This window comes from Streptococcus sp. STC1396 (genome assembly GCF_058933875.1).
Map to the genome: position 1 here is coordinate 1 of NZ_JBZYCU010000001.1, position 22,102 is coordinate 22,102.

A 22,102-nucleotide genomic window follows, 5' to 3' on the forward strand; every position below is an offset into this window, starting at 1 on the left:
CTAAAGTAGGAATGTTAAGGTATTACGGTTTATGTTGTTTAGACTGGGAGTTGATTCCAGCCCCGCAGATAGTCAAAAGGAGATAGACTATGAAGAAAATACTGCTCAGACTAATGTTCCTTGCAATGTTAGTTGCTCTTTTGCCTGTTCATGTGGCACAAGCGTGTTCTGCTTTTATTGTCGGTAAAGATCTGACAGCAGATGGCTCTACTCTATTTGGTCGGACAGAGGACTATCCATACGCCCCTGACGGTGGTCGGCACAATCAAAACTATGTAGTTGTGCCAGCTAAGACCTATAAAGATGGCGATAAGATAGAAGATGAGTCAAATGGCTTTACCTATCCGCATTTGGCGAATGAAATGAAATACACAGCTGTCTACGACTCTGATCGTGACAACGGAAGTAACGGAAACTTCGCTGCGCATGGCTTTAATGAACTTGGTGTAGCTATGACAGCGACCGTTTCAGCAACACCAAATGATAAAGTGCTAAAAGAAGATCCACTTGTAAAAGATGGTCTTCCAGAAGCATCATTAGTTGACCTTGCTTTGCCTCGTGCAAAAACAGCACGTGAAGTTATTGAGACAGTTGCGAAAGTTCTGGATGAAAAAGGATCAGCAGAAGGAAATATAATCGTTGCAGCAGATAAGAATGAACTGTGGTACATGGAAATCCTGTCTGGTCACCAATACGTAGCTATCAAGTTCCCAACGAATAAGTATGCTGTCTTTGCAAATACTTACTATCTTGGTCACGTTGACTTGAACGATAAGGAAAATGTCATTGCTTCTAAAGACGTGGAAGAAGTAGCTAAAAAAGCAGATAACTATAAGACTGATAAAGATGGCAACTTTATGATTGCTAAATCTTACGGACCTGATGAATACATGGAACGTAACCGTTCACGGACCTATGCAGGTATCAAGTGGATGGATCCACAAGCAAAAGTAAATTATGACGATGAAGCTTTTGATCTCTTGCGCGAACCAACTGATCCAAATAAGAAATACACGGTTCATGATGTGATCGCGGAACAAAGAAATCGTTTTGAACACTTGCCAGAATATAAAGCAGATGACTTAGTTGAAGTCGGTAAGAAGATCGATGGCAATGTCTACAAATATGCGCTAGGTAACGAAAACGTAATTGATGCTCACGTTTATCAAATCAAGCCCAACCTACCAACGGCCTTCGGTGGTATCATGTGGCTAGGTCTTGCCCAAAGCCGCAATACTCCGTATGTGTCATTCTACGGTAATGTCGAAGATACCTATGAAGCTTTCAAAAACCGCTCAACCAAATATGACGGTAAATCTTGGTACTGGTCTGTTTGGCATATTGACCAAATGGCTATGAAATATCCAGAAATCTTTGGCAATAGTATCCAAGAAAAATGGAAAGAAAAAGAAGCCGAGTGGGATAAAGAACAAATCGAACGCGATGCCAAATATGCAGGCTATACTGATGAACAAGCGAAAGAGGCTGGTCCCGAAGTGACCAAAGAAGCTCTGGAACGCTCAGAAAAAATCTTTAAAGAAATCAAAGCTATTGAAGCAGAGATGGAAGAAAAGATTAAGAAGGAAAAAGGTGAAGATGCGGATCTGGTTTATGAGGGTTATAACAAAGCAAACTTGTTAGCAGAATACAAAAATAACAAGAAAGATAGTCAATCAGAACAATCTGAAACCAAGAAAAACGATTCTAATCAGTATGGTATGTGGCTGATTATCGCTTTAGTGGTGATTATTCCTGGATTTATTGCATTCAGACGATCTAACAAGAAAAAAGATCAAAACTAAATTTTAAACTCAAGCCGGAAATGTTGATTTCTGGCTTTTTTAGATATTTATTTTTTTAAGAAAAAGTCAATTGGCTAGTTATCAAAAAAATTGAGAATAGATTTCTTGAAACCGCTTGCATTATAATATTATAAATAGTATACTAAGTGTGGTATTATAATTCTACAAAAAATAAACAAAATAAAGGAGAAATGTATGAAAAAAGTGCTTTTTCGTTCACTTCTTGCTCTCTTGACGATTTTCCTGCTTCCTTTTCAGATAGTAGAGGCCTGTACAGGCTTTATCGTCGGTAAGAACTTAACAACAGACGGCTCAACTCTTTATGGCCGGACAGAAGATTTGGAGCCAAACCATAACAAGGTTTTTCTGGTTCATGAGCGAAAGACTAATGCAGCAGGCGAAAAATTAGTCGATCAGGTCAATGGGTTTGAATGGACCCTGCCTGCTGAAAGCTATAAATATACTTCTGTTTCAGATGTGACCCCTGCAGATGGAATCTACGATGAGGTTGGTTTTAATGAGTATGGTGTCTCCATCTCAGCGACTGTCTCAGCTAAGGCCAATAAGGCTATTCAAAAGGTGGATCCTTATGTGGAGAAGGGATTGGCCGAGTCTATCTTAACCACTGTAGTCCTGCCTCATGTCAAGACGGCTCGCGAAGGGGTAGAGCTGATGGGGAAAATTGTAACTGAGCAAGGTGCTGCTGAGGGCAATATCATCACCATCGCAGATAAGACCGGCGTCTGGTATATGGAAATCTTGTCTGGACACCAGTATGTAGCGATTAAGTTTCCAGATGACAAATACGCAGTCTTTCCTAATACCTTCTTCTTAGGCAGTGTCGACTTTGCTGATACAGAAAATGTTATTGCCTCTGAAGGTGTAGAAGAAGTAGCCAAGAAGGCCGATTCTTATAAGGAAATCGACGGGAAATTCCACATTTCTCAATCCTACAATCCTCCTATGGCAGAAGCAGACCGTTCTCGCGCTTGGGCAGGGATTACCAGCCTAGATCCGGATGCACCGATTTCTTATAACGATGCCTACTTTGATCTCATGCACAGCACGAATAAGAAAATCTCAGTAGCTGATGTCATGAAAATGCAGCGCAACCGTTTTGAAGGCACTCAGTTCAAGCCTTTAGATCAGATGGAACTGGACGGTAAGGGCATCCCTCAGCGCGGTTCAGTAGATCCCGTTTACAAATATCCACTAGGCAATCCGAACGTTATGGAAGCCCATGTTTTCCAACTCAAAGACAATATGCCTGCCAGCATGGGTGGCGGTACTATGTGGCTGGCAGTAGGCAGTCCGCGCTTCTCCCCTTACTTGCCTTATAATGGGAATATCACTGACACCTACTCAGCTTATAAGGTGCCAACAACTTCCTACAGTCCAGACTCTTGGTACTGGGTAGCATCTCATATCTATGATATGGCGGCTAAACATCAGGAGCTCTTTGGCACTTCTATACAGGATAAGTGGAAGGCTTTAGAAGCCAAAATGATTGAAGAACAGGCCGGTTTGGACCTTGCCAATGCGGGATTAGAAGATTCATCTGCTCAAGTGACTGCTGAAAGCATAGCCAGAGCAGAAGCTGTATTCAAAGAAATGAAAGCTCTGGAAGCAGAAATGGAAGCTAAGATTAAAGAAGCTGAGACAAAACCGTCTGATTCCAGCAGTTCATCATCTAGCTCTTCTGCAGAGACGAGCACTTCTTCCAGCAGCTCATCTACCTCCAGCACCAGCAGTTCCAGCTCCCAACCTTCTACTGATCAGCAGGTTATCGATAGTTTGGTAGACGATGCGACAGGTATCAGTCTGAAAAATGCTGACTTGGTCAAGGCAGGCCTGAAACTATCTGTGACTAAAGTAAACACAGACGACCAAAATGCAGATACTTATGACATCAAGCTGACAGACCCGCAAGGTCAGCCAGTCCATCAGGTCAGCCCTACTCTGGTGACCATGCCGATCCGCAAGGGAGCGACTGTAGAAGGAGTCTATGCCCTTGATGAAAATGGCAAGCAGGTTGAGAAATTTGATGTAACGGTTAATCAAAACCAGACCATCAGCTTCACGACCAATCATTTCTCTGTTTATCAAGTGCAGTACCGAAATGAGCAGTCCGTCAAGGCCAAGAAAAAAGACCTGCCATCAACAGGTGAGCAAGTCACATTCTTAGGAATTATAGGTATTATTCTTTTGGGTGTTGTTATCTACGTTTTGAAAAAATCTAAAAAGAAATAGAAGCCAGAAATCCCCTCAATCGAATGATTGAAGGGATTTTTACAAATGATGAACTTACTAGATTTTTTAGTTCACACATATTCTGAGTGAAGCTAAGCCTATAATAAAAAATAAACTGAATGCCTATCTCAGTACCACTGACTGTAGTCATAAGTATTGAGGATGATGTCAGTGATTTCTTGCGGGCTTTCCTGAGCGCCGCTTGTAATCCAGAGAGAGACAATTCCCTCGATGCTGGATAGGAAAATCTCCAGGGCATATTTCTCTGGAGCTCGGAAATTTTCTCGGAGAAAGGCCTCGGTACTGGCAGTTTGTTGCTCACTGAGGATAATGCTAGTCATGAATTCTCGAATGGTTTCCCGAAAGTTGATATATTTGCTTTTTGCCACGGCATTGATCAGGCGCTCATTTTCCTTGAGATTTTGGAAATTTGCCATCATCAGCTCTCGGGGAGATGTTGCATGTTCTTCAAAAAGGCTGCGCAGCTGGGAGATAATTTCCTCTTTGAGGCGCTCCATCATATCATACTTATCAATGTAATGCAGATAAAAAGTTCCGCGATTAATACCGGCTCGCTTGCAGAGTTTACTGACAGAAATATTTTCGAATTTTTCTTCTGAAAGTAGCTGGATCAGAGCTTCCTTGATGTCTTCCTTGGTGGATGTTTGGCGTTTTTGGGCCATCTTTGCTCCTTTTTATTAAATCAACACTTTGTTGATTTCTGACTATTGCAATTCACTTGTTTCCATTATATAATATCTTTGATAAATAATCAACATGTTGTTCATTTAATAAAATCTGCTAGTTATAAAGAATGAAAGGGATGAGGAAATGGCTTACATTGAGTTAAAAAATAGTTTTAAACGCTATCAAACAGGCGATACAGAAATTATTGCGAACAATGATATTTCTTTTGAAATTGAAAAAGGAGAGCTGGTTATTATTTTAGGAGCGTCTGGTGCTGGCAAGTCAACCGTCCTCAATATCTTGGGGGGGATGGATACCAATGATGAAGGGCAGATTTTGATAGACGGCCAGAATATTGCTGATTACACCTCTCATCAGTTGACTGACTACCGCCGCAATGATGTGGGTTTTGTCTTTCAGTTTTACAATCTGGTTCCCAATCTGACAGCCAAGGAAAATGTGGAGCTAGCTTCTGAAATTGTCAAGGATGCCCAGGATCCGATAGCGGCTTTGACGGCAGTTGGTTTGGAGAAACGAATCAATAATTTCCCCGCCCAGCTCTCAGGTGGAGAGCAGCAGCGGGTCTCTATCGCTCGGGCAGTGGCCAAAAATCCTAAGCTTTTGCTCTGCGATGAGCCGACCGGAGCCTTGGATTATAAGACTGGTAAGCAGGTTCTTCAGATTCTTCAGGACATGTCCTGCAAGCAAGGGGCGACCGTCATCATCGTAACCCACAATGCTGCTTTGGCTCCTATTGCTGATCGGGTTATCCGTATGCACGATGCCCGAATCCAGTCTGTTACTTTAAATGCTAGGCCTCAGGATATTGCCAGTCTGGAGTATTAGCGGGGTGAGTATATGAGAAAATCAATTCTTAATAAAGATATCTGGCTCTCCTTTCGTCAGTCAAGAGGACGCTTTATTTCTATTATGAGTCTGATGATGCTGGGCGCTTTTGCTTTGGTTGGGCTCAAGACATCTGGTCCTGATATTGAGCGGTCTGCCAGTCGCTATCTATCCAGTCTTAACACCATGGATCTAGCTCTTATTTCTGACTATGGGATTAGTAAGGAAGACCAGAAAGAGCTAGATGGGATAGATGGTACTCAGGTGGAGTACGGTTATTTTACAGATGCTGTGATTGGCGAATCCTACCAAGCCCTTCGGGTCTTTTCTAAGCCAGATAATATTTCTAAATTTAAGCTGGTTTCTGGTAAATATCCAAGAAATAACCGAGAAATTGCACTGCTCAGCTCTTTTCAGGACCGTTACAAAATCGGAGATAAGATCACTGTAAACGAAAAGAGTGGTGGAAATCAACTTTTGACTCAGCACAGCTTTACCATTACTGGATTTGTTAACTCAGGAGAGCTGGGTTCCACTGTTAATTTTGGCAATACCAACGTCGGCAACGGGACCTTGTCTGGCTATGCCCTTGTGCTGCCTCAAGCTTTCAATAGCCAAGTCTATACTCTTGCCCGTTTGACTTATACGGATTTAAAGGGGCTGAATTCTTTTGGGCCTAACTATCGGACCAAACTGGAAAAGCATCAAAAAGACTTGGAAAAACTGGTCGCAGATAATGCAGAAAATCGTTTAGAAGAAATCCAGTCAGCAGCTAAGAAGAAGATTCAGGACGGTGAGGCCGATTTGCAAAAAGCTCAGCAAAGTCTGATAGATGCTGAAAATCAGCTGGCGGATGGGCAAAATCAAATCAATCAGAAACAAGCTGATTTAAACCAGGCTCAGTCGCAAATTGCTGAAAATGAAGGAAAATTAAGTCAGGCTACTACCCAGCTTGCTGAAGCTGAACAGGCACTTGCCGCTTCAAAAGCTCAGTTGGATGCAGTAGCTCCGCAAATTGCCGTAGGTCAAAATCAGCTGAATCAAAACAAGGCACAATTAGATGCGGCACTTGCATCCCTGATGGCAGCTCAGCAAATCTTAGAGGGCAAAAAGGCGGACTTGGATACAGCCCAAGCCAGTCTCAGCCAAGGTCAGGCAGAATTGGAAGCTGCCAAATCTCAGCTGCAGGCGCAGCTTGCGGTTATTGAGGCTCAAGGTGGCAATCCTGCTGATTTTCCAGAAATTGCTGCTGCCCAGCAAGAAATTGCCGCTAAGGAAACAGAATTGGCTGCTGCCCAGCAGGCACTAGAAGCTGGCAATGTCCAATATCAGACGGCACTTACAACCTACCAAGCTCAGGAAGCTTCCTATCAATCTGGCTTAAGCCAGTATCAGGAGGCTGCCGCCCAGTTTGAAAGTAAAAAAGCGGCCTATAATGCTGGCTTAAATCAATATCAGACAGGATTAGCCAGTCTTGAAAGTAAAAAAGCTGAATATCGGTCAGGTGTCAATCAGCTGGCCCAAGCCAAAGAACAGTTAGCAGCAGGCCAGCAGCAGATTGACCAAGCTCAAGCAAGCCTAGATGAGAAAAAATCTGAGTTTGATCAGCAAAAGAGAGAGGCAGAGAGCAAGATTAAAACGGGACAGGTAGAGATTCAAAAAGCTAAAGAAGAAGCTGCTGGTCTATCGCTTCCAAGTTACCATGTCTATACCCGACGCAACTTTCCGGGAGACACAGAGTATCAGATAACGGCAACTCGTGCCAGCGGTATGTCCTCGGTCGGAAATGTCTTTCCAATCGTACTTTACTTAGTGGCGGCTTTAGTAACCATGACGACGATGACACGTTTTGTGAGTGAGGAGCGCATGAACGCAGGAATTCTTCGGGCCTTAGGCTACGAAAACAGAGACGTCATCAAAAAGTTTGTTGTCTATGGCTTAATTGCAGGTGTCTTGGGAACGATTTTGGGTATTCTTGCGGGAACCTACTTTCTGCCCTATATCCTTGGGAAGTCACTCTTCCAAACCTCTACCTATCCAGCGATTAGACTGGATTTCTACTGGCAGATTAGTTTGGCTGCCCTAGTCCTCTCTCTTATCTGCAGTGTTGTACCAGCACTTTACATTGCTCACAAGGAGTTGAAAGAAAAGCCGGCTCAGCTGCTTTTACCCAAGCCTCCAAGCAAGGGTTCAAGCATTTTATTGGAAAAAATCGGCTTTATCTGGCGTCGTCTCAGCTTCGCTCAAAAAGTGACTGCCCGCAACATTTTTCGCTACAAGTTGCGTATGTTTATGACCATCTTTGGGGTGGCTGGTTCCGTCGCTTTGCTCTTTGCAGGACTGGGCATTTCTTCCTCTCTGGGAGGAATTGCAGAGCGGCAATTCGGAGAAATTTTTCAGTATGATATGATTGTTGTGGAAAAGAATCGTAACAGTCAAGCAGAAGAACAGTCTCTGATTCAAGCCTTGAAATCAGACAAAGTATCTGGCTCCCAAGGCATTTACCGTGAGACTTTTACCAAAACCATCAAGGGTCTCAAAGATGAGCAGTCCATTGCTATGTTTGTGTCAAAAACCAATGATTTTAAAGGTTTTATGGAGCTCTACGATAGTCAAAGTGGGCAAAAATTGACCCTTTCAGATAATGGCATTGTTCTTTCAAGAAAACTGGCGACTGTTTTAAATGTATCGGTCGGAGACAGCATTGAACTGACATCTGATGAAGGGAAGGCCTACAAACTAAAGGTTTCAGGTATCTCAGAAATGTATGCAGGCCACTTTATTTTCCTGAATCAAACCTATTATGAAAAGGTTTTTGCCCGAGATTTTGCGATTAATGCCTATCTGGTCAAGCTCAAAAATCCTTCAAACAAGAATATTCAGGCTAGAGCCGCTGATTTTATGAAAGAGACCGGTGTTCAAACCGTCGTACAGGATATTGAAGTGATAGAGTCGATTAATGCAGCTGTCAAGTCTTTGGGCTTGGTCATGCAGATTCTAACTCTGGTCTCCATTCTCTTAGCAGTGGTCATCCTTTATAATTTGACTACGATCAATGTCTCTGAGCGGATTCGAGAGTTGTCTACCATCAAGGTACTGGGCTTCCATAACAAGGAAGTAACTCTGTACATCTATCGTGAAACGATAGTCCTCTCACTGATTGGCATTGTGGTCGGAATCTTTGCTGGGAAGGCGCTCCACAGCTTCCTGTTGCAGATGATTGCACCGGAAAATGTTCTTTTCAATCCAGAAGTGTCCTTTACGGTTTACCTGATTCCAGTCATTTCCATCATGGGCATCCTAATCCTTTTAGGTTATATGGTCAATTACAATCTCAGACGGGTAGATATGCTAGAAGCTCTCAAGTCGGTGGATTAATGCTCGTTTGTATATATAAAACTTCCCTCAATGTTTTGTTTTTTGAGTGGAAGTTTTTTTGATCTTTGTTATAATATTTCTTGTATAGAAAGAGAAAGATACGATGAAAAGAAAAATTGCCTTATTATCAGATGTGCATGGGAATAGCACAGCCTTGGAAGCAGTACTGGCGGATGCGGAAAGCAAGCAGGTGACAGATTATTGGTTTTTGGGTGATCTACTCATGCCAGGGACTGGTCGGCGCAATGTTCTGGACAGACTGAATCAGCTGCCTATCAGCCTACAGGTTCGGGGAAATTGGGAAGATAGCCTTTGGCGTGCCCTGCATGGCAAGCTGGACTTGTCTCGCCCTAGCCATCTTTACTTGACAAGGCTCTGCCATTTTATCTTGGAGGAAATTCGTCCAGAAGAAATTGACCGTATGCAAGAGTTACCTCTGCAAGTTTTGACAGAAGTAGAAGGTTTGAAAATTGCAGTCAGCCACCACTTGCCGGATAAAAACTGGGGTCGGGAGCTGATTCATATCGGTGATCAGGTTGATTTTGACCGACTCTTTGAGGGAAATGAAGCGGCCATTGCCATCTACGGCCACATCCACCAGCAATTTCTTCGCTATGGGACTAAGGGCCAGCTGGTTATCAATCCAGGCTCCATCGGACAGCCCTTCTTTTTGGACGCGACTTTGCGGCAGGATCTGCGAGCCCAGTATGCTATCATCGAAATTGATGAGACCGGTCTGAAGGATGTGGACTTGTGTAGAGTCGCCTACGATGTTGAGCAGGAGTTGGAAATAGCGCGTGAGCTCCAGTTGCCCTATTACGAAATTTATGAGGAAAGCATAGTCAATGGCATTCACCATACCCACAATCACGATCTCTTGCGAGAAATCAGTGAGCGGGAAGACTATTTTGCCTCGGTTAAGGAGTTCTTGAGAGACCCTTTATAAACTTGCAGCGCCTGCAGAACAATGTTTTTTTGTCAATTAAATAAGCGGTCGAAGATTCTTGCTTCGACCGCTTTATCTATTGACATGATTCTAAAATCCTCCGCCACTTCCTCCGTGACTTCTGCCTGATGAAGATGTATGTGTGGTGCTACCACCAGAACTAGAGTTGCTGCTAGGTTCTGGTTTTGGTTGCTTGCTTACCTTTGAGAAGAGGAAGAATTCTTGAGAATTGGTAATCTGAAGGCTGTTTTTCTTGATGTAATCAGCGGCTCCGGTTTGATAATGGACGGATTTGAGCTGACCTTTCATTCCTGTTACGATGAGATAGGCGATACCAAAACCGATAGCCAGAGCCCCAGGAATCCAGTACCAATCTAAAGGTTCCTTGGGGAGATTATGCACATCATAAGGCTGTCCTTTTCTGGCTTGCGTCAGAAAGTCATCGCACTGCTCAGCGTAGGTTGTAAAAGCAGCATTGTAGTCACCATCTTTTAAATCAGGCAAGAACTGCTTTGATAGATAATCTAAGCCAGCATCGGTAAAAGCAGTGATGCCGTAGCCTGTTGTTGAAATGTGCCATTTTCGTTCTGTCATACTGACTAAGAGAAGAAGACCATCGTGGTTTTTCCCTTGGCCGTAGCCGTTGTAATCGAAGTAATCATCTGCAAAGTCTTGGGCACTCTTTCCTTCCAGACTCTTGACGGTTACGACAACGACATCGCATTTTTGGCGCTGACTAATGTCTTCGAGCTTTTCTAGCAAGACTTTTTCTTGCTCTGGCTTTAGCAAGTCGGCATCATCTACCAATAACTTATTGGCTGATGAATCGAGAAGCTTGAGTACCTTATTGAGATAATACCGGACACAGCTATAATTGTTTTCACCGCTCTCAAAAGCTTCCCAAAGTATGTCGTCACTCTTTTCGCCTAGCTTTTCTTCAGCATTTCCAGCATAATAGACGGTCCACTCGTCCTTTTCCTCATCGACAGCAAGGAGAACGCCTTCGGCTGTCCCTGCAGCTTCTTGATAAATCTTTTCAGCATAGGCTTGAATGCCATCTTCACCTGCTGACTTGGCTGCCAGAAAGTAGACTTTGAAGTGATAGCGCTCATCAATCTCTTTGGCGGCTTTATTAATCTCGGCAATTTCCTCACTGGAAAAGGCGGAAACTTCATCGCGAATATAGCTGGTTTCTTCTTCTGCACAGACGGTTCCAATCATGAGCAAGGAAAGCAGAAGGGTTGTCAGTAAAGTTATGAATTTCTTCAACATAGTCTGATCCTCCTTCTCACAGTAAGTTGATTAGCCATGCTACCGCATAACTAACTAAACTTGCCGCCACGCCAATACCAATCAGCCAACATCTATAAGCTTGTTTGTCTAATGGCAGGTCGCCGACGAATTTACCAGTCTGACCATTCATGGCAAAGACAAATTTTTTACCATTCCAAGTTGTATTTAAGATCCAAACTGGATAAAGCACATACTTGGTCGAGCCATTTTTAAGTCGGATATTTGATGATTCTGCAACAACGGTATCGAAATTGGTGACCGTGTTTGCAAAGACAGTTTCTGTACTTTGCTTGACACGGCGATTGGCATGAGAAAGACCTTCCTCAGCACCAACATCATACTTGTCTGCCAGATAACCTGCTAAGTATGCAGTCTGAAAATTAACAGCTTCTGAAAAATCAAAGGGTTCAATGGATTCCATCAATTGATTATCTAATTTGCTTGAACCATCAACTGGGATTCGCTCAAAACCTAACTGACCAGAACGAAGAACAGAAAAGTAGTTCGTTTCGGTGTAGTTGTAGTCCTTATCACTCCAGCTTCTCACTCTAGTGGCTTGATACTGAATATCGGCATCCGCTTCTGTATCAAAAAGCCAGAATGGGACATAAAGTCCTTTGACTTCATCAATGTGATTTTGGTCTTTAAAGACCTTGGGAAGGAGGATTTTCCCCATAAGGTGTTTACTTAGTTTTTCCTTGGCTGCTTTTTTGTCCAATTTAAAGGGAATGACATAGTCTGGCTTTAAATCACCAGAAAAGCGTCCCATCATAACGACAGGATTGTCACAGAATGGGCAGGATGTGGCTGCCGTTGATTCATCACCAACGATTTCACCGCCACAAGACTTACAGACATAGACGGACATGTTATCTGTCTCGCCACTTTCCCATTCACCACCAGCTTGAGAAGTCCACGTTAGATCTTCATCGGCTTGATTTTTTAATGCTTCATCTAATGCCTGCAAACTATCCATATTCAACTCGGTATCACAATAAGGACACTTCATTTTTTGGATAGAACTGTTAAATTCAAGAGCACCGCCGCAATTCGGACATTTATATTCTTGTAATTCTGCCATGATGACCTCCTTTCTACTGTCATCGGTCTATGAGATAGAGAAAAAAGTTTTAAATAAGGTCATGTTCATCAAAAACATTACCACATTCAGGGCAGAATTTTGGTGGATTGTATGGATCTTCAGGCTGCCAGCCACAGTTGCTGCAACGGTATTGGCGCTTGGCTTCAGGTTTCGGTTGGCCGCAATTTGAGCAGAATTTGCCCTTGTTGACAGTGCCACAAGAACAGGTCCAACTATCCTGAACAGGTTTTGGCGAACCGCATTCGGGACAGAATTTCCCGGAAGCTTCATGTCCATTTGGGCAAGTCCATTTATCTGTTGGACTTTGAGAAGCTGCAGACGCTGCTTGTGCCGATTGTTTGGCGGCTTGTTCTTGCTGTCCCATGGCAAAAAGATTTTGAGCATTCATACCGCCGCCCGCGCCTGTAGCCATGCCTAGTCCCATGAAGCCGGTCATAGCACCGCCAGGATTATTAGCGGCTGCTTTCATAGCATCTGCCTGTGCTCCAACCAAAGTAGCAGCTGCCATTGTTGTATCTTTCATAATGGCCGTACGTTGCGCTTGCTTGATCATTTCAGCATCTTCTTCTGGAAGAGTGACAGAACCCAGAGCTACGCTAATGACTTTCAGCCCACGGAGCTCGCCCCATTTGCTAGATAAGGCTTCGTTCATGGCATTTTCCAGCTCTGTATTGTGGCTCACGATTTGATTTGGCCGCAATTCTAAGTCAGATAATTGAGCAAAAGCTGGTTGAAGAGCGCTGATAAATTCAGTTTTCAGTTGTGATTCGAGTTCTTCCCGCAGATATTCTCTTTCTACGTTTCCGCAGACATTGGTGTAGAAAAGAAGCGGGTCAGCAATCTTGTAAGAATAAACGCCAGAGCAGCGGACAGAAACATCTATATCCAGACCGATTTTGGAGTCCACTACCCGAAATGGAATTGGGTTTGGGGTGCCAAACTTATTATCGATAAGTTCCTTGGTATTGAAATAGTAAACACGCTGGTCTTTGCCTGTATCACCACCATAAGTAAACCGTTTACCGATTTGTTTGAAGGTTTCCTTGATGGATTCACCTAAATTGCCTGTAAAAATGCTAGGCTCACTAGAGGTGTCGTAAGTAAATTGACCAGGCTCAGCACAGACTTCAACAATTTTTCCTTGTTCGACAATCATCATACATTGACCGTCTGCCACAGCAATTCCAGATCCGTTTGAAATAATGTTGTCGTTGCCCTTAGTGTTGGAAGAACGTCCAGATATTTGTTTTTGCCCTTTGACCACCATAACGGACTTGTCCATGGCATCACAGTAAAAAAATTCCTTCCATTGATCGGCTAAGACGCCTCCTACGGCGCCAATTCCTGCTTTAATAAGGCCCATAAGAATCTCCTTTCTTTTTACAAAACACGCTGATTGGCATTAATTTAAAGATTCCTGATAAATCACCTCATCTCTTTTGACAGTGAATTTTGAGTATAGCAAAAAATCGTGTGCTGATGAACACACTTTTATATTTTCTAATTTTATAATTTGCTTGACTCGAAGTTTTGAAAACGCTTTCCTATATAAACTATTATATCATATTTTTGGAAGATTACAATAATTTATAGGAGAAAACATGCAGACAGGAAGCAAAAGTGAAGACAAGAATATATAAGTAACACTTGAAGTTACAACGTTTTTAATATATAATAAAGGAGAATAAGAGCAGAGAGGAGAATGAAATGCAAATTTCTAGCCGTTTTACTATGGCGACTCACATCCTAGTGGTTATCGCTCTAGAATGTAAAAATGAAAAAATAACGAGCGATTTGTTGGCAGGCAGTGTCGGAGTCAATCCAGTTATTATCCGCAAGACCTTGTCCCAACTTAAGAAGGCTGGCTTGATTACCGTTGCCCGCGGAACAGGAGGAGCAGAGCTTGCTAAGGATTTAAAAGATATCACGCTCTTGGATATCTATCAGGCAGTAGAATGCCTGGGCAAGAGCGGGCAGCTCTTTAGTTTCCATGATAAGCCTAATCCAGACTGTCCGATCGGCAAGAACATTCACACTGTTTTAGACGACCGCTTGGCTGCTATCCAGACAGCCATGGAAGCAGAATTAGCTCAAACCAATCTGGCCCAAGTCGTTGCGGCTGCGGAAAAAGAAATTCAACAACAAGCTGTTTCCCAATAATCAGCTTGTTGTTTTGCAATTTCCAATGGCTTTGTTTATAGTAACAAACATTGATATATTTTGAGAAGGTCGCTGTGAAAAACAGAACGAGTGGACAGACACTCTGAAGATGAGGAAAGCAGTTAAAAAGTACCAAATTCGGTGCTTTTTAACTTACTTTAAATATGGTAAAATGGATAGAATCAAATCATGAAAAGAGTATAAAATGGCGAAAAAAATATACGCAAATATTCTTTTTGATGATGACTAAGAATAGAGAAAATTTGAATGTACAGAGGAAAAAGCATGAGATTACCCCAAAATAAGACAAAGCATGAACTTACAAAATTATGGACTGGGGAGCTGATGGCTGTTGTATCATTTTGGCTATGTTTTTTTGCTTTAAAAGACTGGCTCTTAAATACAATGATGTTGATTTCTATTTTATATCCACTAACTGTATTGAGTTTAATTCTTATTCAGGGTTCCTTATATTGGCTGATTTTGTTAAAGAGATTATCCAAGCCGCAATTTGCCAGAACAAATACAAGAAAGATATACAGCATCTTTAAAATGATTGATTTGATTTTATTATGCTTCGGCGTCCCTATGATTATACTCTGTTTTGTAAATGTTCCTGTAATGATGTTCGCAAGTTTCATCTTGACCTTTGCAGTAATTGAGTGGATAAACTATTACAAAGTACGATTATCTTACAGTGCGAATCCTTTCGTTTTATTGAGACGTATTAAAAACGGGAAATTGTCAAAGAGTAGATTAGCTAAAGAACTTAGTGGAAAATAACTTGCAGATTGTCTAACCGAAACAATTAAATACAATTCTACTACATAATCATTCATCAAACAGTAAGTCCAAATGATTTACTGTTTTTTTATTGCACAAAATTAGAAAAAGAGAATACCCTTATGAATAATAAAATACATCAACAGAAATAAAGTCAGAAATAGAAGCTAAACAGGAGGACTTAGAGAAGTACGAAAAAGATGTCCAACTTAAAAACAGGGAAAAGCTAATTAGAAAATATCGAGCATTGAAGACAAAATATAAATCCCAGACTGATAGGACGAGGTGTAATTTTAGAGAATTTTATAGACGGAGCAAGCATATAAAAGTACCAAATCCAGTGCTTTTTAACTTACTTTAAATATGATAAAATAGATATGATTAAAATATGGAAAGAGTATAAAATGGCGAAAAAATCAAACGCAAATATTGGATTTGAAAAGGAACTATGGAATGCTGCAGATTCACTTCGAGGACACATTTCAGCATCAGAGTATAGAAAAGTAAAAACTTTTATGAAAATGATGAGCTTGTTGCAATGACTCATGAATTAACGGAGACATTGCGCAAAAGCAGAACTATTGATTGGCAGAAAAAACATTCTGCGCGTGCTCGTATGCGCATGCTTGTTAAACGGCTCCTTAGGAAATACAAATATCCACCGGAGGGTGTTGAAGACGCTATTGTGACTGTTATCAAACAATGTGAAATGTGGACAGATAATCCTGATAATAATTATGAGTCCTATTCATTTTATGACCAACTGATGGTTGCTGAAAAATAATATTTACTCAAAATATCAGTCATTTTTTGAGAATCTTTCGAAGATGTTTTGTTACAATATTTTCACCATTCCAGAAAGTAAAAATAAGAACCCGTGTAAGCAAAAAAGCACCAAATTCGGTGCTTTTTTGCTATGTTAATTAAAATACAGCAAGTCCTTGCTGGTTTCGGTGAAGAGTTCAAAACCATTCTTAGTGACGTGACCGCAGTCTTCAATGCGGACACCAACCTTGCCAGGGATGTAGATACCGGGCTCGACAGAGAAGCACATGCCTTCCTCGATGACCATGTCGTTGCCCTCCATGATGGATGGGAATTCGTGGACATCCATACCGATGCCGTGACCCAGACGGTGGTTGAAATACTCACCATAGCCAGCTTTTTCGATGACCTCGCGAGCCGCTCGATCCACTTCATGAGCTGTGACGCCTGGTTTGATAAAGTCAAGCGCTGCTTGCTGGGCTTCCAATGTCAGATGGTAGATATCTTTTTTGAACTGGTCCGGTTGCCCGACAGCGACGGTCCGTGTCATATCACTGGCATAGCCATTAACCATGCAACCCAGGTCAAAGAGGAGGAGGGCATTATTTTCTACTTTGTTAGCTCCGGGAATGCCATGAGGATTGGCTGCGTTATTGCCTGTCAGAACCATGGTTTCAAAGCTCATCTCATAGCCTTCTCGCTTGATAGCAAAATCAATTTGAGCGATGATGTCTGTTTCGGTATTATCCAGTGAAATATTGTCAAAACCAATATTGACAGCCTTGTCGGCATACTGGCCAGCTACCAGCATTTTCTGGATTTCGTCGGCTGATTTGATCAAGCGCAAGCGGTTGATATAAGGAGTTAGATTGACAAATTCAGCCCCGTCAAAAACGGTACGCAGGCCGTGATATTTGGTTAAAATGAGATTGTCAAACTCGACCGCTACTTGTTTGAAGATTTGAGATGGTAGGGAAGTTTTGATCTTTTCCCAAGGATTTTCAGAATCAACATAGCCTACAACCTTAAAATCCACGATGGATGAAGCGCGCTCAACCTCAAGTGCAGGTACGAAAAGAAGCGGCTCATGGTCGGTGTAGACGAGTAGAAACATTTGGCGTTCATGAGGGTCGCTGTAAAAATCAGTTAGGTACTGAATCGTTACAGGATCGGATATGACAGCCACATCTTTTTTTTCATTTTCAAGATAAGTGATGATTTGATTGATTTTTGTCATGTTTCGACCTTCTTTCTATGCCTCTATTTTGGCAAAAAAAACAAAAAAAATCAAGAGTTTTCAAAAACTTATCAAAATACTTGAAAGTGTTTACAATAAGTGATAAAATGGTGTGTGTAGGAAAGTGAAAGCGAAATTTTCAATAAAAGAAAGGAAACCATATGAACACAGACGACACAGTAACCATTTATGATGTCGCCCGTGAAGCGGGAGTTTCAATGGCGACAGTTAGCCGAGTCGTAAATGGAAACAAAAATGTAAAGGAAAACACGCGTAAAAAAGTGTTGGAAGTGATTGATCGCCTTGACTACCGTCCAAATGCCGTTGCACGTGGTCTGGCTAGTAAAAAAACAACTACTGTTGGCGTTGTGATTCCAAATATTACCAATAGTTACTTCTCAACTCTGGCCAAGGGAATTGATGATATTGCTGAGATGTATAAATACAACATTGTCTTAGCAAACAGCGACGAAGATGACGACAAGGAAGTTTCTGTTGTCAATACGCTTTTCTCTAAGCAGGTGGATGGTATCATTTTCATGGGTTATCATCTGACTGAAAAAATTCGCTCTGAATTTTCACGTTCACGGACACCAGTAGTCCTTGCAGGAACGGTAGATGTAGAGCATCAACTACCAAGTGTCAATATTGACTATAAGCAGGCAACAATGGATGCGGTGAGCCTTTTAGCTGATCGTAACAAGAAGATTGCCTTTGTTAGTGGCCCTTTGGTCGATGACATCAATGGTAAGATTCGTTTGTCTGGCTACAAAGAAGCCCTGAAAAGCAAAAAACTCCCTTACAGTGAAGGGCTGGTCTTCGAGTCCAAGTATAGCTACGACGATGGTTACCATCTAGCTGAACGCCTGATTGCCTCAAAAGCTACTGCAGCTTTTGTGACAGGTGATGAATTGGCGGCTGGTCTGCTCAATGGCTTGTCAGACCAAGGAGTCAAGATTCCAGAAGATTTTGAAATCATTACCAGCGATGATTCGCAAATAGCTCGCTTTACTCGCCCTAACCTTTCCACCATCAGTCAACCTCTTTATGATATTGGTGCGATTAGTATGCGCATGCTGACTAAGATTATGCACAAAGAGGATTTAGAGGAACGTGAAGTTCTTCTCGCTCATAGCATTAGTGAGCGCAAATCGACCCGTAAATAAGCCGAAAAGACCGCAAGATCTTTTCTCATCTTGTCACCAAATGATGGCTGTAGAGAAGATGCTCTAGACTAAAATCCACTAAATTGTAAACTCTCAGGATGTACAGTTCTTGAGAGTGTTCTTTTTTGATTAAGTCTGAGCCTGTCTATTTCAGAAATATCATCCTGAAAACAAATCTAAGCCTTCCTTTGGTTTTATGAGGAGGCAGGACAAGGATTGATTTTTATTTCATTCTTCCCTTGGTGATTCCCTTTTTTTCATCTTTTGGGTATAATAGAAAATATGAAAGTATTACTATATCTAGAAGGAAAGTCTGTTTTAGAAAAATCAGGCATCGGACGTGCCTTGCAGCACCAAATGCATGCACTGGATCTAGCAGGAATTCCTTATACAACAGATGTTTTAGGAGATTATGATGTCGTGCACATTAATACCTACGGCCCCCGTAGTTTTCTTCTTCTTCACGCGGCCAAGCGAAGGGGCAAAAAAGTCATCATGCACGGACATTCGACCAAAGAAGATTTTGAAAACTCTTTTATTGGCTCTAATCTTTTTGCGCCCTTATTTGGCAAATATTTAGCTCACATGTATAAAATGGCGGATTTTATCATTACTCCGTCTGAGTATTCAAAGAAATTGATCCAATCCTACGGTGTGACGACGCCCATCATAGCTGTATCAAATGGCATTGAGCTGTCTAAATACAAAAAAGACAAACGTAAGGAAGAAGTCTTTAAAAAACATTTTCAGATTGCGGATGGACAGAAAGTCGTGGTTTGTGCAGGTCTTTATTTCAGACGAAAAGGAATCGAAGATTTTGTCGAAGTGGCTCGCAGAATGCCAGATGTCCGCTTTATCTGGCTGGGCTCAATCAATCTCTGGATTATTCCGCGTAAGATTCGAGAGCTTGTCCTCTTTAATCATCCAGAAAATGTGGAATTTCCAGGTTATTTCAAAGGTGCGGTCTTTCAAGGAGCTATGTCAGGTAGTGACGCTTTCTTTTTCCCATCTTATGAAGAGACAGAAGGGATTGTGGTTCTAGAAGCGCTGGCCAGTGGTCAACATGTGGTCCTGCGTGATATTCCTGTTTATAATGGCTGGATTGATGAAGAGTCGGCGGAGCTTTGTCATAATGTAGATGAGTTTGTTGAATCGCTTCGTAAGGTTCTTGACGGAAAAGTGGACAAACGTGAAGCAGGTTATCACGTTGCGGAGAGTCGCTCTATTGATGATGTCGCACTTCAGTTAGTCAAGGCTTACCAAACAGTTTTGGAGATGTGATATGCGGATTGGTCTTTTTACAGATACCTATTTTCCTCAGGTTTCCGGGGTTGCGACGAGTATCCGTACCCTCAAGACTGAGCTAGAGAAACTAGGTCACACAGTCTTTATTTTTACTACGACGGACAAGGATGTCAACCGCTATGAAGATTGGCAAATTATCCGTATTCCCAGCGTGCCTTTCTTCGCTTTTAAGGATCGGCGTGTAGCTTATCGTGGTTTTTCCAATGCATTGGAAATTGCCCGTCAGTACCAGCTGGATATCATCCATACCCAGACAGAGTTTTCTCTGGGCCTTTTGGGAATCTGGATTGCCAAGGAATTGCGGATTCCAGTGGTTCATACCTACCATACCCAGTATGAGGACTATGTGCACTATCTTGCCAAGGGCATGGTGATTCGCCCGAGTATGGTCAAGTACATCGTACGTGGTTTCATGAGTGATTTGGATGGTGTCATTTGTCCTTCTGAGATTGTCTACGACCTTTTAGTTAGTTATAAAATCAAGGCAGAAAAACGGGTTATTCCGACAGGAATCGAGTTGGCCAAGTTTGACCGACCAGAACTATCTCGGGAAGACATCAAGAAATTGCGCTTTAAGTTGGGAGTAGCAGAAGATGAAATCATGTTGCTCAGTTTATCCAGAATTTCCTACGAGAAAAATATCCAGGCGATTGTTCAAGCGATGCCAACGGTTCTCGAAGAGAATGATAAGGTTAAACTAGTCATTGTCGGAGATGGGCCTTATGCTGAGGACTTAAAAGCCTTGGTAGCCCAGCTCCATATTGAGGATGCTGTCATTTTCACAGGAATGATTGCGCCAAGCGATACAGCCCTCTATTATAAAGCGGCAGATTTCTTTATCTCAGCCTCAACCAGTGAGACGCAGGGTCTGACCTATCTGGAAAGTCTAGCCAGCGGTACGCCGGTCATTGCTCATGGTAATCCTTATCTGGACAATGTAATCAGCGATAAAACTTTCGGTACACTCTATTATGAAAATCGGGATTTGGCAGGGGCTATTTTGGAAGCCATCCTCGCAACACCAGATATGGACGAGAAAAAGTTAGCCGATAAATTATACGAGATTTCCGCAGAGAATTTTGGCCGTCGTGTTTATGAATTCTACTTAGATTTGACCATTACCAAGGATTTTCATAATGATCTCAATCCCGAAGAAACTGTCGCCAAACGTTTAGCCAAGACCATTGTCTATTTACCAGGTAAGATTATTTCTCTGCCAGTAAGTGGTTCTACACGAATCATGAAGGCATCTAAGAAACAGATAAAAAATATTCGGAAATATTTGGAATAAACATCGTCGTGAGACCTAATGATCGGAGGTGCTCCTATGAAAGGTTACAAAAAAGAAATTTTCTTTTTGCTCCCCCTTGTCTTTTTCTATTTTGTCTTTTATATACTGTTACGGTATTTGCCCATGGATTCCATGTTAAGTAAGGGGCTGGTAGTTGGAAATGTTCTCATCTATTCTCCTCTGGCAACCTTGTTGGTCTCCTTGCTCTATGCAGCTTTTCATGGATTTTCTTTGCGCTTTTCTTTCTTGGTTTCCCTCTTATTTTTCCTGACCATTTTCACCTTTGGGGAGTGGATTCCTCTTTATCATGCCGCCTATTTCCTTTTCTCACTAGCTGGAAATGGCTTGGGACATGTGATTTATCGATTTAGTAGGAAAAATAGCAGAGCTGGAAATCAGTAAAAGTTCTTGCAAATTTTTTCAATCGTGCTATAATAATTTTTAGAGACATATCACCTGCAGGAAATCTTTTAGAGAGCGCGTGGAGCTGGAAATCGCGTAGAGGATGCAGTTGGGACTACTCTATTAGCTTTTATGCAAACATAAAACGGTGGCTACGTTAGAGCCGATTCGAGGTGTGAGTCTTTTGACTTGCATAAATGAAGGTGGAACCACGTTGCGACGTCCTTTTGAGGATGTCGTTTTTTGTATGGAAAATAGTTACAACAAAGTTAAAATGAATTTAGCCAAGAGCTGAATGAGGTGATAGATTTGAAGAAAATATTATCTTGGATGATGACTTGTACCTTCCTATTAGTCTATGTCTGGCTAATGAATACGCTCAGTCTATGGGGAACGGAAAATATTGTCGTCTTTTCATTTTTTCTATTCATTCCTCTCTTGCCATTCCTTGCTCCCTTTCTTGGTATCTTAATGTTTTTCAACAACAAGAAACTCATTATAACAGGATATCTTTTAAGTTTGACAGCTATTATCTATTTGGTCAATGCGATAAAAAGCTATCCTATAAGGATATACATGAGAGGTGAGATGACTCAGGAGGAATACCTGTCTCTCATTCTTTCCTTGATATGCTATCTATGTATTTCTACGCTTTTCTTTATTTTCAGAATGAAAAAGCTAAAATGAAA

17 protein-coding genes and 2 pseudogenes are annotated in these 22,102 nt (G+C 41.9%); 14 read left to right on the forward strand and 5 right to left on the reverse strand.

Annotation, left to right across the window (positions count from 1 at the left end):
* Positions 1-89 precede the first annotated feature (89 nt).
* The gene (locus AC5FEC_RS00005) at positions 90-1,802 is read left to right on the forward strand and encodes a C69 family dipeptidase (RefSeq protein WP_493660875.1); all 1,713 of its coding nucleotides are present in this window, start codon (positions 90-92) and stop codon (positions 1,800-1,802) included.
* 195 nt (positions 1,803-1,997) lie between these two features.
* Positions 1,998-4,052 carry a C69 family dipeptidase gene (locus AC5FEC_RS00010; protein WP_493660876.1) on the forward strand — a complete coding sequence of 685 codons (2,055 nt, stop codon included), beginning with the start codon at positions 1,998-2,000 and terminating at the stop codon, positions 4,050-4,052.
* Positions 4,053-4,180: 128 nt separating this feature from the next.
* On the opposite strand, the gene AC5FEC_RS00015 is transcribed toward AC5FEC_RS00010, so the two are convergent.
* Entirely contained in the window at positions 4,181-4,735 is a 555-nt protein-coding gene (locus tag AC5FEC_RS00015; RefSeq protein ID WP_037616420.1) for a TetR/AcrR family transcriptional regulator, read from the reverse strand.
* A gap of 148 nt (positions 4,736-4,883) precedes the next feature.
* On the opposite strand from AC5FEC_RS00015, the gene AC5FEC_RS00020 reads away from it, so the two are divergent.
* The 3 genes from AC5FEC_RS00020 to AC5FEC_RS00030 all read left to right on the forward strand — a co-directional run bounded on the left by AC5FEC_RS00020 (position 4,884) and on the right by AC5FEC_RS00030 (position 9,909).
* Positions 4,884-5,585 carry an ABC transporter ATP-binding protein gene (locus AC5FEC_RS00020; RefSeq protein WP_493660877.1) on the forward strand — a complete coding sequence of 234 codons (702 nt, stop codon included), beginning with the start codon at positions 4,884-4,886 and terminating at the stop codon, positions 5,583-5,585.
* Positions 5,586-5,597: 12 nt separating this feature from the next.
* On the forward strand, positions 5,598-8,963 hold the full coding sequence (locus AC5FEC_RS00025; protein WP_493660878.1) for an FtsX-like permease family protein: 3,366 nt from the start codon (positions 5,598-5,600) through the stop codon (positions 8,961-8,963).
* Between the two features lie 103 nt (positions 8,964-9,066).
* Positions 9,067-9,909, forward strand: coding sequence for a metallophosphoesterase family protein (locus AC5FEC_RS00030; protein ID WP_493660879.1), 843 nt, complete (start codon positions 9,067-9,069; stop codon positions 9,907-9,909).
* A 90-nt stretch (positions 9,910-9,999) separates the two neighbouring features.
* Here AC5FEC_RS00030 and AC5FEC_RS00035 read toward each other — a convergent pair whose 3' ends face one another.
* Genes AC5FEC_RS00035 through AC5FEC_RS00045 form a run of 3 tightly spaced genes read right to left on the reverse strand, consistent with a single transcriptional unit; the run spans position 10,000 to position 13,667 of the window.
* Positions 10,000-11,181 carry a TPM domain-containing protein gene (locus tag AC5FEC_RS00035; protein ID WP_493660880.1) on the reverse strand — a complete coding sequence of 394 codons (1,182 nt, stop codon included), beginning with the start codon at positions 11,179-11,181 and terminating at the stop codon, positions 10,000-10,002.
* A 16-nt stretch (positions 11,182-11,197) separates the two neighbouring features.
* Complete coding sequence (locus tag AC5FEC_RS00040; RefSeq protein WP_493660881.1) at positions 11,198-12,283, reverse strand: TFIIB-type zinc ribbon-containing protein; 1,086 nt, start codon at positions 12,281-12,283, stop codon at positions 11,198-11,200.
* Positions 12,284-12,332: 49 nt separating this feature from the next.
* On the reverse strand, positions 12,333-13,667 hold the full coding sequence (locus AC5FEC_RS00045; protein WP_493660882.1) for an SPFH domain-containing protein: 1,335 nt from the start codon (positions 13,665-13,667) through the stop codon (positions 12,333-12,335).
* A gap of 344 nt (positions 13,668-14,011) precedes the next feature.
* Here AC5FEC_RS00045 and AC5FEC_RS00050 point away from each other — a divergent pair, with 344 nt between their 5' ends.
* From AC5FEC_RS00050 to AC5FEC_RS00065, 4 genes and pseudogenes are all read left to right on the forward strand, one after another.
* Positions 14,012-14,464 (forward strand): Rrf2 family transcriptional regulator, encoded by a 453-nt coding sequence (locus AC5FEC_RS00050; RefSeq protein ID WP_493660883.1) that lies wholly within the window; start codon positions 14,012-14,014, stop codon positions 14,462-14,464.
* Positions 14,465-14,749: 285 nt separating this feature from the next.
* The gene (locus tag AC5FEC_RS00055) at positions 14,750-15,247 is read left to right on the forward strand and encodes a hypothetical protein (protein ID WP_493660884.1); all 498 of its coding nucleotides are present in this window, start codon (positions 14,750-14,752) and stop codon (positions 15,245-15,247) included.
* Between the two features lie 404 nt (positions 15,248-15,651).
* Positions 15,652-15,753, forward strand: a pseudogene (locus AC5FEC_RS00060) (SAM-dependent DNA methyltransferase); the annotation flags it as partial.
* A pseudogene (locus AC5FEC_RS00065) lies at positions 15,753-16,031 on the forward strand (type I restriction enzyme endonuclease domain-containing protein); the annotation flags it as partial. The pseudogenes AC5FEC_RS00060 and AC5FEC_RS00065, both read left to right, overlap by 1 nt.
* A gap of 135 nt (positions 16,032-16,166) precedes the next feature.
* Here the strand turns inward: AC5FEC_RS00065 and AC5FEC_RS00070 are convergent.
* The gene (locus AC5FEC_RS00070) at positions 16,167-17,249 is read right to left on the reverse strand and encodes a M24 family metallopeptidase (protein WP_493660885.1); all 1,083 of its coding nucleotides are present in this window, start codon (positions 17,247-17,249) and stop codon (positions 16,167-16,169) included.
* Positions 17,250-17,410: 161 nt separating this feature from the next.
* Between AC5FEC_RS00070 and ccpA the strand changes: the two genes are divergently transcribed.
* From ccpA to AC5FEC_RS00095, 5 genes are all read left to right on the forward strand, one after another.
* A complete protein-coding gene (gene ccpA / locus AC5FEC_RS00075; protein ID WP_304948438.1) occupies positions 17,411-18,415 on the forward strand; it encodes a catabolite control protein A in 1,005 nt (334 codons plus the stop codon).
* A 282-nt stretch (positions 18,416-18,697) separates the two neighbouring features.
* A complete protein-coding gene (locus AC5FEC_RS00080; RefSeq protein ID WP_493660886.1) occupies positions 18,698-19,696 on the forward strand; it encodes an LTA glycolipid anchor biosynthesis glycosyltransferase, IagA/BgsA family in 999 nt (332 codons plus the stop codon).
* Position 19,697: 1 nt separating this feature from the next.
* The gene (locus AC5FEC_RS00085) at positions 19,698-21,011 is read left to right on the forward strand and encodes a glycosyltransferase family 4 protein (protein WP_493660887.1); all 1,314 of its coding nucleotides are present in this window, start codon (positions 19,698-19,700) and stop codon (positions 21,009-21,011) included.
* Between the two features lie 36 nt (positions 21,012-21,047).
* Entirely contained in the window at positions 21,048-21,413 is a 366-nt protein-coding gene (locus AC5FEC_RS00090; protein ID WP_493660888.1) for a hypothetical protein, read from the forward strand.
* A gap of 330 nt (positions 21,414-21,743) precedes the next feature.
* The gene (locus AC5FEC_RS00095) at positions 21,744-22,100 is read left to right on the forward strand and encodes a hypothetical protein (protein ID WP_037616380.1); all 357 of its coding nucleotides are present in this window, start codon (positions 21,744-21,746) and stop codon (positions 22,098-22,100) included.
* Positions 22,101-22,102 lie beyond the last annotated feature (2 nt).